Annotated in this window: 12 protein-coding genes, 1 tRNA gene and 2 pseudogenes; 4 read left to right on the top strand and 11 right to left on the bottom strand. The window is 32.5% G+C overall.

Annotated features, from left to right (window positions below; translation table 11 throughout):
* The 8 genes and pseudogenes from AC1M9J_RS00005 to AC1M9J_RS00040 form a co-directional block, all read right to left on the bottom strand.
* Positions 1-113 (bottom strand): hypothetical protein (locus tag AC1M9J_RS00005; RefSeq protein ID WP_481592536.1); only part of this gene is annotated, 113 nt, incomplete at its 3' end.
* A gap of 305 nt (positions 114-418) precedes the next feature.
* Positions 419-1,576 carry an amidase gene (locus tag AC1M9J_RS00010; RefSeq protein WP_481951650.1) on the bottom strand — a complete coding sequence of 386 codons (1,158 nt, stop codon included), beginning with the start codon at positions 1,574-1,576 and terminating at the stop codon, positions 419-421.
* Between the two features lie 646 nt (positions 1,577-2,222).
* A pseudogene (locus tag AC1M9J_RS00015) lies at positions 2,223-3,356 on the bottom strand (IS3 family transposase).
* A gap of 164 nt (positions 3,357-3,520) precedes the next feature.
* Entirely contained in the window at positions 3,521-6,763 is a 3,243-nt protein-coding gene (locus tag AC1M9J_RS00020; RefSeq protein ID WP_481951651.1) for a hypothetical protein, read from the bottom strand.
* A 505-nt stretch (positions 6,764-7,268) separates the two neighbouring features.
* Positions 7,269-7,742 (bottom strand): annotated as a pseudogene (locus tag AC1M9J_RS00025) (transposase family protein).
* A 76-nt stretch (positions 7,743-7,818) separates the two neighbouring features.
* Positions 7,819-8,073, bottom strand: coding sequence for a hypothetical protein (locus tag AC1M9J_RS00030; protein ID WP_481951652.1), 255 nt, complete (start codon positions 8,071-8,073; stop codon positions 7,819-7,821).
* A 263-nt stretch (positions 8,074-8,336) separates the two neighbouring features.
* On the bottom strand, positions 8,337-12,005 hold the full coding sequence (locus AC1M9J_RS00035) for a DUF262 domain-containing protein (RefSeq protein WP_481591132.1): 3,669 nt from the start codon (positions 12,003-12,005) through the stop codon (positions 8,337-8,339).
* Positions 12,006-12,405: 400 nt separating this feature from the next.
* The gene (locus AC1M9J_RS00040; RefSeq protein ID WP_481591133.1) at positions 12,406-12,612 is read right to left on the bottom strand and encodes a helix-turn-helix domain-containing protein; all 207 of its coding nucleotides are present in this window, start codon (positions 12,610-12,612) and stop codon (positions 12,406-12,408) included.
* A 136-nt stretch (positions 12,613-12,748) separates the two neighbouring features.
* Here AC1M9J_RS00040 and AC1M9J_RS00045 point away from each other — a divergent pair, with 136 nt between their 5' ends.
* A complete protein-coding gene (locus tag AC1M9J_RS00045) occupies positions 12,749-13,177 on the top strand; it encodes a hypothetical protein (protein WP_481591134.1) in 429 nt (142 codons plus the stop codon).
* 180 nt (positions 13,178-13,357) lie between these two features.
* Positions 13,358-13,570 (top strand): MerR family transcriptional regulator, encoded by a 213-nt coding sequence (locus AC1M9J_RS00050; RefSeq protein ID WP_481591135.1) that lies wholly within the window; start codon positions 13,358-13,360, stop codon positions 13,568-13,570.
* Positions 13,571-13,745: 175 nt separating this feature from the next.
* Here the strand turns inward: AC1M9J_RS00050 and AC1M9J_RS00055 are convergent.
* A tRNA-Ile gene (locus AC1M9J_RS00055) sits at positions 13,746-13,822 on the bottom strand.
* A 328-nt stretch (positions 13,823-14,150) separates the two neighbouring features.
* Here AC1M9J_RS00055 and AC1M9J_RS00060 point away from each other — a divergent pair.
* Entirely contained in the window at positions 14,151-14,717 is a 567-nt protein-coding gene (locus AC1M9J_RS00060) for a 1-acyl-sn-glycerol-3-phosphate acyltransferase (RefSeq protein WP_171076734.1), read from the top strand.
* A 107-nt stretch (positions 14,718-14,824) separates the two neighbouring features.
* A complete protein-coding gene (locus AC1M9J_RS00065; protein ID WP_035264495.1) occupies positions 14,825-15,574 on the top strand; it encodes a YebC/PmpR family DNA-binding transcriptional regulator in 750 nt (249 codons plus the stop codon).
* Positions 15,575-15,656: 82 nt separating this feature from the next.
* On the opposite strand, the gene AC1M9J_RS00070 is transcribed toward AC1M9J_RS00065, so the two are convergent.
* The gene (locus tag AC1M9J_RS00070; protein ID WP_035264497.1) at positions 15,657-16,127 is read right to left on the bottom strand and encodes an Lrp/AsnC family transcriptional regulator; all 471 of its coding nucleotides are present in this window, start codon (positions 16,125-16,127) and stop codon (positions 15,657-15,659) included.
* A 113-nt stretch (positions 16,128-16,240) separates the two neighbouring features.
* On the bottom strand, positions 16,241-17,005 hold the full coding sequence (locus AC1M9J_RS00075; protein WP_481587043.1) for a glutathione S-transferase family protein: 765 nt from the start codon (positions 17,003-17,005) through the stop codon (positions 16,241-16,243).
* Positions 17,006-17,324: the final 319 nt, after the last annotated feature.

A 17,324-nucleotide genomic window follows, 5' to 3' on the forward strand; every position in this document is an offset into this window, starting at 1 on the left:
ATTTCTTCTTCAAAAATGGCTGAATCTTTATACAGCGAAGTATGTACACGGTCACTTTGAACCAGTTCGTTGTAATCAATTTCGATATTTTTAATTTGGATTGCATTATCCATAATTTGCCCTCATTACTATCTTTAAAAGATCATGTTTCTTACTAATAAATTACCTGTTTATAACCTATATTAATTAATCAACTAAGACTATTTTCTAGTTGAAGATTTAATATTAAATTCAATTAATTAGAGTATTAAATTGAATTTATAATCGAAATAACTCATTCATTTTTAAAGCCTTGAATTTAAACGACTCCCCATAGTCTTAAAGTTCTTGTATCCAGTCTTACAAACCACCTAGATTACGAGAATAGAAAGTAAGTTCTAAGTTGCCTAAATTGTGAATAAGACTTGTGGAGACATAGTTACTTGTCTATTACCATCTGCTTCTTAAACTGATGTGATTTATTTGGATCAAAGATTTTTGCAATTAGGCATAATTTTTCATCTTTGTTATGCCCTGAAACTAGTTGCAAACCAACCGGTGTGCCTAACTCCGTTTCTAGAGGCAGGGTAATCGCCGGATGACCAGAAACGTTAAATGCTCGTACTAATGCAGTTAAATTTAATAGCTTAAGCGGATCATTTATTTCACTTAGTAGTGGCGGCGCTGTAGGCAATGTAGGTAGTAACAAAGCATCGTATTTCTTCAGCAATAGATCTAGTTCAGCTTTAAATAAATGCTGCACATCTTGTGCTTTTTCATATTGTTCAATGGTAATTTGAGATGCTGCTAATAATCTTTTTCGAATGTCTGTACCCAATTTACCTGTGGTTAGCAAATGTGAAAATGAATGCCAATTTTCATAGCTGATTAAAGTCATACCTGCCTCATATGCAGCATTAAAATGACTCAGCTCCATCTCTTCAAAGTGAATGTCATTGATCTGAGAAACATGTCTATTAATGCACTCCCAAACCAGGTCATCCGCATCGACACGTAAAATACCAACTCTAGGTATATGCACTTGATTATGCTGAACCTTAGAAAGGTCAAAGGTTGGGTCAATAATTTGCATAGCTTGAATAAGCATATTCATATTATTAGCAAAAGGCCCAACACAATCTAAGCTAGAATATTGCGGTAATACGCCTTTGCGGCTTATTCGTCCATATGTTGGTTTAAGACCACAAACCCCACAACAAGCCGCTGGTAATCGAATAAATCCGCCAGTATCTGTTCCTATTGAAAAGTCACAAATTTTCTCTGCAACAGCTGTGGCAGATCCACTAGAAGAACCTCCAGGAATTAAATGGAGATATTTAGGATTTATCGGACTACCTGTATACTCATTTAAACCTGTAATACCAAATGCCAGTTCATGTAAATTAGCTTTACCTATAATTTCACAGTCATGTTCTAAAATATTTTCTACTACATCAGCGTGCTTTATTGCTGCAGATATATTTGCTAAAGTCGAACTAGCAGCACATGTAGGATATTTCTGAATATCAATTGTGTCTTTAATGACGACTTTTATTTCTCCAATCCCTAAATGAAGATTTTGAACCAAAGATGTCATATTTTCTCAACCTATGATGTACGATTTCAGATCACTACAGACCTAAACTTGACTTTCTATAAGTTATATACATGCCCTTCGATTATCACAAATTAGTGATGCTTATATATGTCCAAATACTATTAGCGATATAAATTTAATACTGATCAAATTAAGGAATATTGAAATACCCAAGAAAACTAGGAATCATACTTTTAGATTAGTTTTACTGGACTGCTTACAAATCCTGTAAATCACGAGTGGATGTAGTACAACAAGCTCTGAAAACACTTTTAAAGAAAAGACGAAATTCGCCTTGGAGACTAGGAGTAGTTCATATCTGATTATCAGGTATTTACCAAAGTGTTTGTTATTCAATCATTAATACTTCCTTCTAACTGCACATTTACTTCACTAAATTTCATTTAATAAACTAAAGATTACTACTGTAATCTTTAGTTCATATATTTAAGACTTAAATTAGTTTAAAAAAAATTCAATTAATTTATGATAGCGTCAGCCTAAATCAAAATAAGTATTTGAAATAAATAAATTTTAATTCAATCAATATAACCAATTGTATATCTCATGTATAAGGTCATCTCTGTGAAAACAGAAATTGAACTGAAGGTTGGACTGCTCCCAGTATCCTAGACACGAGACAGCCTCATTTTGAAGCTGCCTCGAATGCTTCTGAGCTCATTCCGTCGAGGTGTGAATGACGCCTGATTCGATTGTAAAACATCTCGATATAATCAAACACATCTGCACGCGCTATTTCTCGTGTTTTATAGATCCTCTTTTTAATTCTTTCCTTCTTTAAGCTGCTAAAAAAGGATTCTGCAACAGCATTGTCCCAACAGTTTCCACGACGACTCATACTTGGAACTAAATTATGCTTCTGACAGAATTTCCGCCAGTCTCCACTGCTGTAGTGTGAGCCTTGGTCTGAGTGTATGATCACAGGTTCATTGGGTCTGCGTCGCCATACCGCCATAAGAAGTGCATCTAAAACGATATCCTTGGCAAGCGTAGGTTTCATTGACCAACCGATGACTTTCCTTGAATATAAATCGAGAACCACCGCCAGATATAACCAGCCTTGCCAGGTGCTTATGTAGGTAATATCAGTTACCCACGAGGTATCAGGTTACAACAAACTCTCGATTTAAATGGTTAGGTGGCACAATCTGAGGACGACCACGACCATAACTTTTATGCTTCTTATATCCTCGAACAGCGGTAATGCCATTGTCTTTCATGATCTTCAACACACGATTAGGTCCACAGCTTTCACCTAGCTCTTTAAGATCCAGCGTAATGCGACGATAACCATAGATGCCATAACTGGCATCATAAGAAGAACGGATTAGTTGTAATAACCATCTATCTTCAATTGTTCTGCCTGATTCGGGTTCATGTAGCCAAGCATAATAGCCAGCACGAACAATCTTAAGAACTCGACACATCGTTTTAATCTTAAATTGATGGCTGTATTCCAGAATAGACTGATACTTTACTCGGGCAGGCTTGCAAAGTACCTTGCGGCCTTTTTTAAGATGTCCCGTTCCTCTTCAGTCTGTTTAAGCTGACTTTTAAGGCGAAGGATTTCTTTCTTTGCCTCGAGCAATTCATGTTCATCAGGGCTGTTGCGTAAAGGTTGCACTGCCTTTAGCCATTTATAAATGCTGTGTTGTGATACGCCTAAACGTTCTGCGACATCAGTGACAGAATATCCACGTTCAGTAATCAATTTAACAGCTTCATCTTTAAACTCTGGGGTGTATCGTTGTCCACTCATAATGTTCTCTCCTATGTAAAAAGAATAGACGATATTTGTCTAGGAGAGTGGTGGCAGTCCAGTGAGACTTGATCTGACAGGCACAATAAAAATGGGTAACTGCCAGATCAAGTTTTATCTAGTACACTTCATGCATATTTAAATACAGTCCAATAACTTTATATTCACTTTTCAAAAAGTTCACAAAAAGGAATATATTCAACCTCTCTTGGAATTAAAGGCTCGTCATCAGGTCTTAATGCTATTCTTTCGATATCATTAACCCCAACCTCCCAAGCATTTTTAATAATAAGCTCTTTCTTCTTAATAGAAAACTTTTCAAATTCAGGATATGGATAGAATTGATTATTAAAAAATGCACCAAAACTTAACTTATATGAGCCATATTTCTTATATTCTTTTTCAAAATTATTCCAATTTTGATTTGTAGATGGCGTCATTTCATGAATACGGCTAAGCATAGTCATAAGTTTATATTTATCATTAGTCATAATATTTTCTGATATCAAAACTCTATAATGATATGGATTATCTTTAGATATCCCCCTTATTATAGAAAATCTAAGTCTTTCCAAATTATCAACCTGACCTAATTGCTCGTATAAATCCATAAAGACATTTTCTCCTCCTGCTTTCTTAAAAATCAAAAAGATAATAGGAGGACTATCAACGAAATACATAAAAGCTAAACCGTACCATCCTGCTTCATCCCATAATTCAGGTTTTATAAGAGTAGTAATAGCAATTTGATCATGGCGTATAGAATCTAAGTTTTCGAAATTTGGAGCATTTTTTTGGTCCCCCATCTGAATTTTTTTAGCTTCGTTTTGTATATTTTTAGGATTTTTCTCATCCCATGGTAATTTTCTAATTAGTTCGAATCTAGTTCCTTTATTACCATTGAGGCAATCTACGAAATTTTTATGAGCATCTCTTCCCATAACATTATAAATCGCACCAAAACATGTACTAAAAGCAATTGATCTTGTAATTGATAAGTCATTTTTAAAAGATGATTCTAAAAAATCATCAATATTAGGAATATGATAGATCTTGAGCAAACATTCTATTATGAATTGGACAGACCATTCAAAAAATATCTTTTCCCTATTTTTATCTAAATAACCCCATTGAAAAGAAGAACAGAAAATATCTACAACCCATCCTTTCGGAGATTTATTAAACTGATGTGTTATGGTGCAATTTTCATCATCGTCCCCAATAATATTTATGCTTAACGAGCTAATTTTTGTAAGAACATTCTCAATTGGATTTGTCGAAAAAAAATTTTCGATTGTAGTCAAAATAGATTCTGATAATTCAATATAAGGAGAGCGATTAGGGAAATGAACTTTAAACTCACATCCTGCTACTTTTGTTGTGTAAACATTAGACTTTCCTAATGTAGGTAAAACTTTGGATGTAGGATGCTCAATATCTGCATCTCTTATCAATATAAGAGTACTTTCATGATCATCAATATCTGAAACTTCAAACTCTTCTTTGAATTTATCTTCATAACCTAAAAGGTAGATTAAGACTCCATATGAAGAGAAAAAACCAAGCTTATCTAGGAAATCAGGTAAATATTCAAATTCTTTAATTTGTTCCAATGAACAATTTAATAATAAATGTGCAATACAACCATCAAAAATAGTTATTTTATCCGGACTAATATAATTATCATCAATAGCATTTGAGCTTAAGAAGGCTAATTCTGCCCAATGCAAGGATTGGGGAATCCTTCCCAACTCCAACTCTTTCCATGCAAGTTGCCAATACACTTTTATAGCTGAGGGTAAGATCAATTGTTCTTTATGAAAATAATTCGCTAGAAGGGATGCAGAAAATAATAAACTTCCTCTACTTGCCCATTTAAGACCAACTTCTGAATATGCTTCAGACAATAATATATTTGCATAAACCATTTCATCATATGTTTCTCTTTTATTTAAACCTGCAAAAGCTTTACCTAAAAATTTAATCGCTAGGTAAGGCTTATTATCTTTTAATCGCTTTAAACCACGGTTAAGTTGCAATTCCGCTTTTTTGACCTCACTAAGTCGTAAACCTGCTTGCTCAGTGAAATAATCTAAAAGATCTTCGTACTCTTCATATTTATCAAAAATGATATCTAACTGTTTAAATAGATTAAAAAATTTATCAAAAGGGAAACCTATTAAATTACTTCCTAATTGACAATTTTTAAGAGTTCTTATTAATAATTCTTTGCAATATTTATCATCTTGGAATTTAAAAATTAACTGTAATAAATCTAAGTGAATAGATGCCATCAATGAATTGCTTGGACGACTTTCATCTTTTGATATCTGATCCAATACGCTGATGGTATGTTTACAAATATTGTCTATATCTACATTGCGCTGTATATCATCTGAGTAACTATATCTTCCATAGTAAATTGTTAATAAATTTACTAGCTTTTCCCAATTTTCTGAGTTTGTATTACCATTAAGATTTTCAAAGGTTAGCTCTAAGTTATCCTCAAATATTGAATAATCTTCAAACCACCAATGAGCAGCCCAAGCATACTGATAATGAGCTTCTAATAGTTGATTCGATGTGCCGAACTTCTTCGCAACTCGTATAGCCCTATCAAATAAACCCTGAGTATCAATTATAGCTAATTCTAATTCCTTACTCAGAATAGCTACCTCTAGGAAATAATCTACCTGCTCCAATGAAATTTTAGATGGGTCTACAGTTTCTTTAATGAGTTTAGTAAGTCTATCTAATTCTTTTTGTTTCTGATAATCATCAGCACTTAACTCAATTTCCCGTTTATAAGACGTGGGAATACTTAGTGTATCAATTGCTAGAAATTCTAACTGATTTTTATAAATTTGATCTAATATCCAACTTAAATCCAAAATACGTATATCTATTGAATATTGCTTATTTAATTCATCTTCTAGTTTACTTCTTTGATCAGCTTTAATTGATTGATTTGTTATACAGAAGATTTTTAAATAACCTCTATATGTTTCGATAATTTTTTTAACATCTTTTTTACACTTGGATTTCCAGTCTTTTTGGGTACTTACAGCAAACGCCCAACGCTCCTTGTGAGCACCCTCATTTAACCCCTCATACCACAATAGTTGGTTCTGTGATGATACAGGAAATGTTTGAGTATCTGTTTTTCCATCACCACCAGCAACAGGTCCTGTTTGTTCCAAAAGATTTGGACAAATAATTTTTTCACATAATTTTTTTGCAAATGTTTCAAATTCTAGTTCTTGGCTACGTATATTAAGTGTAGCTAGATAATGCTCTAACTGAACCCTATCCAATGTTCCAGATTCAACTACAATAGAGCTAGAAAACTCTTCTGGTCTTCTATCTTTTAAAAATTCTTTGGCAGAAAACTCTTTTGAATATTGCATCACACACCAAATTTTAAATTTTATTTAATTTATAATAACTTAGATTGATTTTCAATCAATTGGTAACAGATGAAAGAAACAATTTTTTGGTCTAGATCTTAATAAAAAATATACAATATTTCTAGAAGATATTAATTCACTGTTCCTAAAATATTCATGTTAAGTATATTTTAAAAATTACGTTCACATATGGAATTTTTGATATCAAAAATGAATTTTTATAAAATTTATATGGATTTTTTTAGTATTTTTATTTTAGGTATTTTTTCTAATTTTAACTTAAATAACAGTATGTTATGAAATAATTCCATATTTTAATATATACATTAAAGCCGTTGTTGTCCGTCCAAAACATCTATATGTTGTTCTTGTGGAATATTTTCATAGTACTCGCAATATTGGTTATTCTTTTCATCATAATTCAGCATAAATTTATAAAATTTATACTTATTAATATTTTGCTTCTCTATATTCCAAAATAATAGGGTTCTTTCATAAATCATTTTTAACTCAGTTCTAAATTATAAATCCCTGCGATTAAACTGAATCTTAATCCCAATCTTTTACCACGGTTGCGATATCGTTCGGCAAGGATTTTGAAGGTCTTCAAAGTCCCAAATACATGCTCAATCCCAATTCTTCTTTTATTGATTTCTTGATTGTAAACTTTTAGCTCAGGTTCTAGTTTACAGTGCTTTTTTGCTTTTAATGGCAATAGACCATTTGGATACACCGTATAAATCCCTTGATAGCCTTTATCTGCAAGGATAAAAGACCCTTTAGGAATTTGATTCAGGTTGCGTTTGAAGAGTTCAAAATCATGTACAGCACCACGACCGGTGCATACTCTCAGAATTAGCTAAGTTTTATAATGGATGATGGCTTGAACTTTGAAAGTATGCGCATTTGTCTTGCCACTATAGCTTTTCTTTTGTTTTTTAGGTCTTTGTATTGGAATTTCTGTGGCATCTACAATCACTACATTCCAGTCTATGTCTTCGCCTTCAGGTAAATCCTTCGGTAAATTAAATAGATTTGACTTAATGAGAAGTTCTCTACATGGTGGACAATTCTTGAAGCAGTGGGCACTGGCACACCAAACTCGTTACTACATGGAACAATGTTTGGTATTCACGCCAATAACTTAAGCACAGAAGGATTTGATCTTCTATGCTCAATTTGGGCGGTCTACCTTTAGCAGGGATCTGCATTTTCAGTTGTTCAACCATTAAATCAAAAGTTGACCATGAGATGCCTGTATATCGCTTAAATTCTGTCTCATAAAGCTTTTTTAAATCGATGTATTTCATCTACAAATTATGCATGAATATTTAAGATTCATTGGTACAGATAAGCAGCTAAAGGTAGAACGTTTTTTGATTTATGAAAGAGATCTATTACAAAAATATATTTTGCAGCTGTTTAAATAGAGCCTAGTTCAAGAAGTCTTTCTAACTAAATTTAGCTAAATGAGGATACAAATGGTAAGAGGTAAATAAATATAAAGTTTCATATTAACTTCAGCATTTACTAAATATTTTGGCGATCTTACCTTATATCCAACATTTAACTATTACTTACTATTTCTTAAGTTATTCATAGCATTTCTTACTTCAGTTTTACCAATAACAATGTATTTTAAGACATTATTGTAAACCTGATCGAAATTTATAAGTTCAACACCTAGTCCTTTGATCACTTTTTGAATTGACTGATCATTAATATCACTTAAAGAAATTAAATTATGGAAAGTAAATATTTCCAGCCCCATCAACTTTGACTGATTTTTAATTAAATGCAAATACCAGGCCTTAGGATAGCTAAAATGCAATTTCACATTAATTTTTTCAGCGATAATCCCAACTTCAACTGGTTTTTTGTAGTAAGTTAGAATATTAACGATTTCTGAAAGTATGTCTTTAATATTGATATCTTTAAAGGCATTTTCTGCTAATGCGTACTCATGTGCAGAAATCCTAACAACCTTACCCATCTCCATTAGCTCATTCAAATAAAAAGCAGCATGATTTTCAGAACCACTTCTAATTTGCTTAGCTAAAGAATTTCGGGTAACTGGCTTATTTGTACTTACCATTAAGTTTAAAATAGTCTGTAATTGTCCCTGTGGCTTCACACCCGCTTGTAGGCTTACCGTATCTGCACCAGATTTACCATTAAAGTAAATCCCATAATCTTCTCCAAAATTACGAATGAGATGACGAATTGTAAAATACTCATATTGTTGAAGTATTTCACTCACTTCATAAATCTGCATACGTAAATTTGCTGTATTAAGCTCAGAGTTTCGCTCTAATATTTTTTTTACTTCTTCAAAAATTGAAGGGTAAGAGTCTTCAGATATTGGGAAGTATTTTATATGTGAATAACCACCACGGTCACTTTGGAAGAGGAAGTTTTTTTCTACCGCAAACATAATAGAATTATCTTGTCGTTCTTCTGGGAAAACACTCGTACAAATTGCTAATTCATTTGCTTTCTGATGTATTTCTCTGAAATTTTGACCCTGTTCAAAGTGTAAAGCAGCTTGTACTACTGCAGGCATTTTAGACAATGAATTCGGCATGATCGCTTCCTCCTCCCCATTTTCTACCTTACGTAGCTCTCCTATAGTGACATTATAGTCAACAGCGTTATATGCAACCTGTGCAGTACACCCCATTCCATCTTGAATTAATGCAACTGCTTCACTCACTGTAATTGGTAACGTATTCCATAAACACCATTCCTCAATTAACTCTTTAATATTAATTTCAGGGAAAATTACCTTAGATAAATCATTCTTTTGAAATTCACACAATAAGTCTAAGAAAGCTAAAAAGTGTTTAATATCACTAAATTCTTTAGCTAACAGAGGATAAAGTTGATCCATTTGACTTGTCGCATTTTGATTAAGATTCTCCCAAATGGTTGGTATTGACACTCTCATGCGTTTACGCAAATCAATCAATGCTTTTTTCTCTATTTGACGTACACGTTCTCTTGTCAAACTTAGGGTTTCACCAATTTCTTCTAAAGTCATTGGTTTTATTTTATTTAAGCCAAATCTCTGTTTCAGAATCTCTATTTCTCTTGGATCACCATAAGTCATGAAACTCATTAAATCTTCAAAAATATACTGATCCAATTCAAAAGTTGTTAGTGAATCCCTCTCATCAACTTTAAAATAGCCACTTTTATATGCTTGTTGTTTCATGTCCTTCGTTTTATCAAAACTATCAAGCAATCGATATAAATCTATGATAATACTATTTTTAATCGTCTCTGCTGGCTCACGATCTACTTTAGTGGTGAAACTATGATTCGACAACTGATTTAATATGAAATTTAAATTTATATTTTCTGAAGCGATATTGAGCCAAGCACTTACTTTTTCCATAAATTTAATTTGTGTTTTTGATAGCTTAGCTAAATTAAGTTTCAAACCACCAAGAACAGTATCATTTTTATAAGATGTGTTTAGTTCTTTAACCTCAAGAATTTTTCTTAATTTCGCTTCAATTTTTTCTCTACGGCTGATACAAAAACTTTCAAATTGATTTAAATCACTCGATAAATCATCAATGAGTTGGCTAGACATATACATTCTTTTTGAAGACTCATCTTCAAAGTAATTATTTAACCATGCAGCAGGTTGTGTCGCTTTTTTATCAATATTTACTGAGCCTGGGATAAGCTGTAAATTCGCAACCGTATTTGCTAAAATCTGCAGCTTATTCGTACCATCATTCTGAATATTCAGACGTTTCATTTTGGCTGTTGTAAAGATGCTTTTTGGATAGATATGATCAATATGAGTTTCCATCAGTCTTGAATCTGGGAAAACCAAAAGAAGTAATGACTTAATTTCATTGTCTTTACCATATCGGAGATCACATAGACTTTTCACATCTTCTTCATTAAAAACTAAAGACTTATCTTTATCTGCCATTGCGTGTTTAATATTTTCAATAGAGTAGTTTGTTAGATCTTCACTAATTGCCTTACGAATATGAACTAACAGGCTTTCAAGGTTACTTGTCCAAATTCCTTTTTTAAGTAAACTAATGAGAAGTAAATTTTTCATTGCTGTTTTATCAGTTGGACTAATTCTGTATTTAGCTCCATCTGTAGACAGCAATATTTTTCTAAATACGTAATAAACAATAGGTAAAATAGCAACATCATGAATCAATAGCTGATTATCTATTCCAAACTCCTTGAGCATTTGAGTAGTCATCAAGAAAGATTCTTTTACTTCATCCCAATTTTCTTCAATGAAGACTATGTTATCTTTACTGAAGTTCGATAACTTGAAACTAAGGTTACCGACCTCACCTAACATCAACCCTGCACGCAAAATCAAATCTTTTTCGAATTTAAAACCAGAGTCTTCTCGTATACTTTCTAGTAGCTCATTGATTTCTTCACGAGCATTTAATTTAGTCCACTGCGTAACAGTAAAAGATAACAATAAATCTGAATATGATAATGGTGTCCCACCACTATTCATTCGAATAAAAATGCTTAATACTTTTTCAATATTTTGTTCCTTTTCTGTATAAGCAGATAAAGAATTTTCATTATTAATATAAGTACTTAATTTACTTAGTGTTTTCCGACAATCCGCAATTAAAGATTTACTTTTATCTTCATTGAGTTGTGGCAAGTTAGATGACAAATACATTACGATATCTGTATTAATTTCAATTAAATATTCTGTAGAAGACCCAAATTCATTACCATCCAATAACTTACCGACTCGCACCCAATAGTTTTCTAAATCTTTTACATTCGCTTGTTCATCAGTCAAGAATTTAAAATCGTAAACCGTATTGTCATCAGTATTAGGCTGTCCAAACACATTTAGATAGAGGTATGTCTCTTTTCCGAACCGGTTGGTATAAGAACCTCTTAAACCGATATTCAATGATGTAATACGTTGTTGTCCGTCCAAAACAGCGATATGTTGTTCTTGTGGAATATTTTCATAGTACTCGCAATATTGGTTATTCTTTTCATCATAATTCAGTATAAATTTATAAAATTTATACTTATTAATATTTTGCTTCTCTATATTCCAAAATAAGAATGTACCAAAAGGATACCCTTGCATGATGGAGTCAAATAATTGGCAAATTTGATCTGGCTTCCACACAAATTCACGCTGAATCGCTGGAAGAATATATTTGTCCTCTTCTACTTTTAGTAATAGGTCATTAATACTTCCAATTTGTTGATACATCTTTTACCCTCTACACTCATTTCAAAATCAATATTTTAATCAATAGACTCACTAATATATTGATTCTTAATATCTTAATAGTCTTCTTAGATATACTGCTTAAAACTAAATTCAAGCACCTAATTGCGCTCATGATCACAAAAATATAGTTTATTCATAAATTTTAACTCAAAATAAGCAAGCTAAATCTTTATTTTTTTTGAAAAAATTCTTAAATATTTTTATTGAAAGTAAGAGTATTTAAAGATGTACATACTTAATCGAGATATTTAGTTGCAAGATTTGTGAAATTATTGGTTCAATTTGAATAAATTGATATTTTTGAGATAATTATTTAAATTTTTAAAAGAAATATAATGCATTACATCAGAATTATGGAAATCCAGATTTAAAGCTATTTTTAAGGTAACAAATCCGCTACTGGAACCTTAAGCTCATTAGCAATCTCATAAAGCTTTTCAACTGTTAGATTTACTTCACCTCTTTCAATGCGACCTAAATAACTCCTATCTATGTTACATACTAAGGCTAGTCTCTCTTGAGAAAGTTTATTATTTTTTCGATGTATCCTAATCTTCTCCCCAATCTGAGCCGCCAAAACAGACATAACAATTTTCCAAAAACAAAAGAGCACTATCAGCAATTGATATTCCTTTTTCCACGGACTATAATCCTCATTATTGTGTTAGGTTTTATCAATGTTCGAGCTTAATTCTCCTTTCAATAGTCAATTGATACACATCTTGAAAGAATTTACGATTAACAAATGCGAAGCTAAGTTTTTTTGGCAAAAAATTATTGATAACAATGCGTATGATAAATACGAATTACAAATGAAAACTTATCAAGCCATTCGCACTCTCATCCAAAATGGCTATTTGACCTACGAAAAATCTCCAACAAATCCTGGTGTTAATCTCTACACTGAAACAAACTTATTAAAAGAAAAAAGAAAACTTCTCTTAAATAAGATTGAACTCGAAAATGATCTACATAGTTTAGAAGAGTACAAGAGGAAAATATCCACACAATTAGTATTTACAGATGAAATTATATCCAAGTACCCCAGTTTAGCTTATCAAATATTAAATCATAAAAATGATTTAGATAATGATTATATAGATTGTGAAATTAAAATAGAAACACTCTCCAAAATAATAAGTAATCTTTAATTTTATTAAATATATTTAATAAATTTAGAATAAACCCATTATTTAAATATTATATAATATTCAAACATTTACAAACAATTTTAAGACAATATTGACTTTACAATTATAGTTTTTCTACTTTAAGTTAATAAGGTAAATATCACATTGATGTTTACCATTTAATTTAAATTGGAGGTAACTATGAACAGTATTAGGGATGAAGAAAGATTACATCAATTAATACATTCTGGTGTTAGCTTAGTGAGCTCTAAAGATGCTGCTATTATATTAGGACTAAAGCCAAATACGTTAAGGGTTTGGGCTTGTAAAGGACGTGGAGATTTAAAACCTATTTTTACGCAAAAAGGCGCTAGATGGAGGTTATCTGATATTAGAGATCTTATTGGTGTATAGTATTTAAGAATAGTATCAATGCTGATTGATACTATTCCAAAAATTTAATCAAGAATTGAAGATTACTTTCAACACTTCCCAATTAAAAAATAATAATTTTAGTTACATATAGCTTACATTAGCTAAATTCAAATAAAAGCACATAGAAAAATATTTTCTAAGTACCTGATATATATGGTGGGCCCAGACAGACTTGAACTGTCGACCAACGGATTATGAGTCCGCTGCTCTAACCAACTGAGCTATAGGCCCTATAAATACTGATTTCTCAAGTATTTTCGAATCAGAATACTAGCCAATATCAAATTCAAAAACAAGGTTTTTCATTTTTTTATCTTCAGCTTGACCAAAATTTATTCATCGCAGTTTACAAATCACGTACGATCTTGATCATCTATAGAATTTCAGTCACAAATATGTGAAAAATTATGAATTTTTGGTAAGCGTCGAGGATGTAAAGTTTGCAGATAAAATCTAAATTTAGTAGTCAATTTTTCTATAATTTATTACTAAAGGGATTGAATTTTTTAAAATGAAGTAAGAAACTCTGCCATATAAAATTCAAATATCTCTGTGAATCATGAAAAAACACATTGCCGAAATGGCATTTAAACTTGCTGGTGTCAAATATCATGTTGAACCGAATGTTCTTGGTGATAAACAAGTCATTATCGGTTTTGAACATACCACGATGATGGATGCTGTACTCTCAATCGCACTGTTTCAAATCCATGATATCCCGATTCACACACTAATTAAAAAAGAACTATTCAAAGGACCTTTTAAGCCAATTCTAGAAGGGGTTGGTGGTATTCCAGTTGACCGTCACTCAAATAAAGATATCGTGGCGCAAATGGTTGAACTCTTCAACTCCAATGACAAATTTAATCTCGTGATTGCGCCTGAAGCGACTCGTGCGAAAAATGGTGAACAACGTAAACCGATCCGCACCGGTTTTTGGCATATCGCAAAAGCCGCAAACGTCCCTATCGTTTTCTTGTTTGTAAACCAAAAAACCAAACAAGGCGGAATTTTTGGCAAAATCATGCCATCAGAGTTGGATCATGATTTGAAATTGATTCAGGAACTTTATAAGGAACATACAGGTTTAGACATTATTATTCCTGAACCGAAGAATAAAGCCTGATCTTGATCAATTGCTAAAATAAGGGTCTTTATTAAAAAAAAGCCCTTATGGTAGAATTTCGCAGATTTGATTAGGCATAAGGCCAATCTACAAGGAGCATATTTCGCATGGCGGGTCATTCCAAGTGGGCCAATATTAAGCATCGTAAAGCTAAACAAGATGCTAGTCGTGGTAAAGTTTTCACAAAATATATTCGTGAAATTGTTACAGCTGCAAAACTCGGTGGTCCAGATGCAGCGAGCAACCCACGTCTTCGTGCAGTTGTTGAAAAAGCATTGTCCGTTAACATGACTCGTGATGTCATCAACCGTGCCATTCAGCGTGGTGCTGGTGGTGAAGACAATGATGATTTAAAAGAAGTCACATACGAAGGTTATGGTGTTGGTGGTGTAGCCGTTATTGTTGAGACAATGACTGATAACTTAAACCGTACCGTACCAGATGTTCGTCACTGCTTCTCTAAAACAGATGGTAACTTAGGTACTAACGGCTCTGTTGCTTTCCTTTTCACTAAACGTGGTGAAATTACTTTTGAAGATGTTTCTTTAGAAGACCAAATTATGGACGTTGCGTTGGAAGCTGGTGCAGAAGACATTGAAGTGACAGAAGATGAAATTCTTGTGATCACCACACCAGAGTCTTTTGGTACAGTGCAAGATGCTTTAGCGGCTGCAGGTTTAAAATCTGACAATGCAGAAGTGGTGATGAACCCTTCAACTAAAGCAGAAATCACAGATATCGATCAAGCGAAAAAAATCATGAAAATGATTGATATGCTTGAAGATTTAGATGATGTACAAAACGTATATACCAACGTTGAGTTCTCTGAAGAGGTTTTAGCGCAATTGGATGCTTAATCCATATTCAGAATTAAAAAAACGCACCTTCAGGTGCGTTTTTTTAATTCTGATGGTCGTCTTTATTTTGTAATTGCTTGAATTATGCTTTACTCAATAAACCATGACAGTTAAATACATCATATTCTTTAATGACAAAGCTTGAATGCAATGCCACAACATGATCAATTTTACCAATGCGCTGTAACAAAATCTGGCTATAATTTTCCATATCACGAGCAACAACTTCTATAATAAAATCAGCAGATTGCCCTGTGACTAAAAAAGCATTGATCACTTCAGGAATACTTTTAAGTTCATCTAAAAATTTTGCAAAAGTATCTGAGTCATGCTTACTCAATGATACTTGTAACAACACATGTAAATTAAACCCCAATTTTTGATAATTAATATCACGCTTTAAATTTGTCATGATATTGGTTTCGATGAGATGTTTAATACGACGGTGCACTGAACTTACAGACAGGTTAATACGCTCCGAAAGCTCGTTCAGATTCAAATCTTCATGCGTAAGAATTTCTAAAATTTGTTTATCGTAACGATCTAATTCCATCTTCTTCTCAATATTTTCATGGCACAAAATGATTATGCGTTATTTTTTCAAAAATATCGATTCAAATGAAAATAAATTAACTAATCAGACAACATAACAGAAAATATGCTCTGTTATATCCCGCGCCAATCTACCCGCGCATTTCGTTCATTGGCATAAATACGTTTAACATATTGTCCTATCGGCAAATCAAGCAATTGATTTTGATATTCCACAAATTCAGATGAAACTGGCTGATGATATTCTCTTTCCCAAGGTGTACCAGAAATCTCGAGTAGTGGAGCAAGCATTGAACAAACGGCGATATCTGCCAAACCTAAACGATCTCCTACCAAATATCGAGATTGATTGTGAATCAATTGATCATTTAACTGCAAAATAATTTCATGCATGTTTTCTTTAGCAAGTGAAACTTGTTCATCATCGAGTTGATAGCTGGTTGAAACTAAAGTTTTAATAAGTGGCTTACTGATCTTTTGAAATTTTCTCAGATATCCTTTTTCACCAATCATGATTTCTAGCGGCTCATCACTTTCAGATAAAGCTTGAGCAAGCCCCCACCGCCTCACTGATACGCCCAATTGATTACTCAGGTCATTAATTTCAATTGCTTTTTTTCTTAACTTTAAATCTGATCTGAGCAATGAATGCTCTGGATAGACATCATCCAAATACAGGGCAATTTGGGTTGAATCTGCAATCCACTTTTCTTTATCACGTAATATCGGCAGAGAGTTTTGACCTGTTTTTAATTTTGCGAATGCACGATGTACGCCCGGAATCATATTTTGAGCAACATAATCCAATTCCTTATGATCAAGTAACCAGCGAGCTTTTTCACAAAAGTGAGATAAAGGAAACTGGTAAAGGATGCGCATAAAATCTCCGAAGTCTTGATCAATCATAGGATTTATTGTTTTGCTTACTTTATGCAACCCTATGCCAAAACACAATGTGATAATGCATCAATTGCAACTTAAATTGTTATTTTTGGAAATATGAATCCGTTAAATTATAAATGTTTAGCAAATCTTTATCTTTTTTTTTGCAAAGTCTAAATGAATCCATCGTATTTAGAGCACTATGATTTATTAAAATTCATTATTAATCAATAGTTTAAGTTTTCTAATATTTTTCAATCGATATCTATATTTGTCTTAAGCAATTTTTTTGAATAGTTCCACAAAAATCAGCATT

The organism is Acinetobacter sp. ANC_7588 (genome assembly GCF_056783995.1).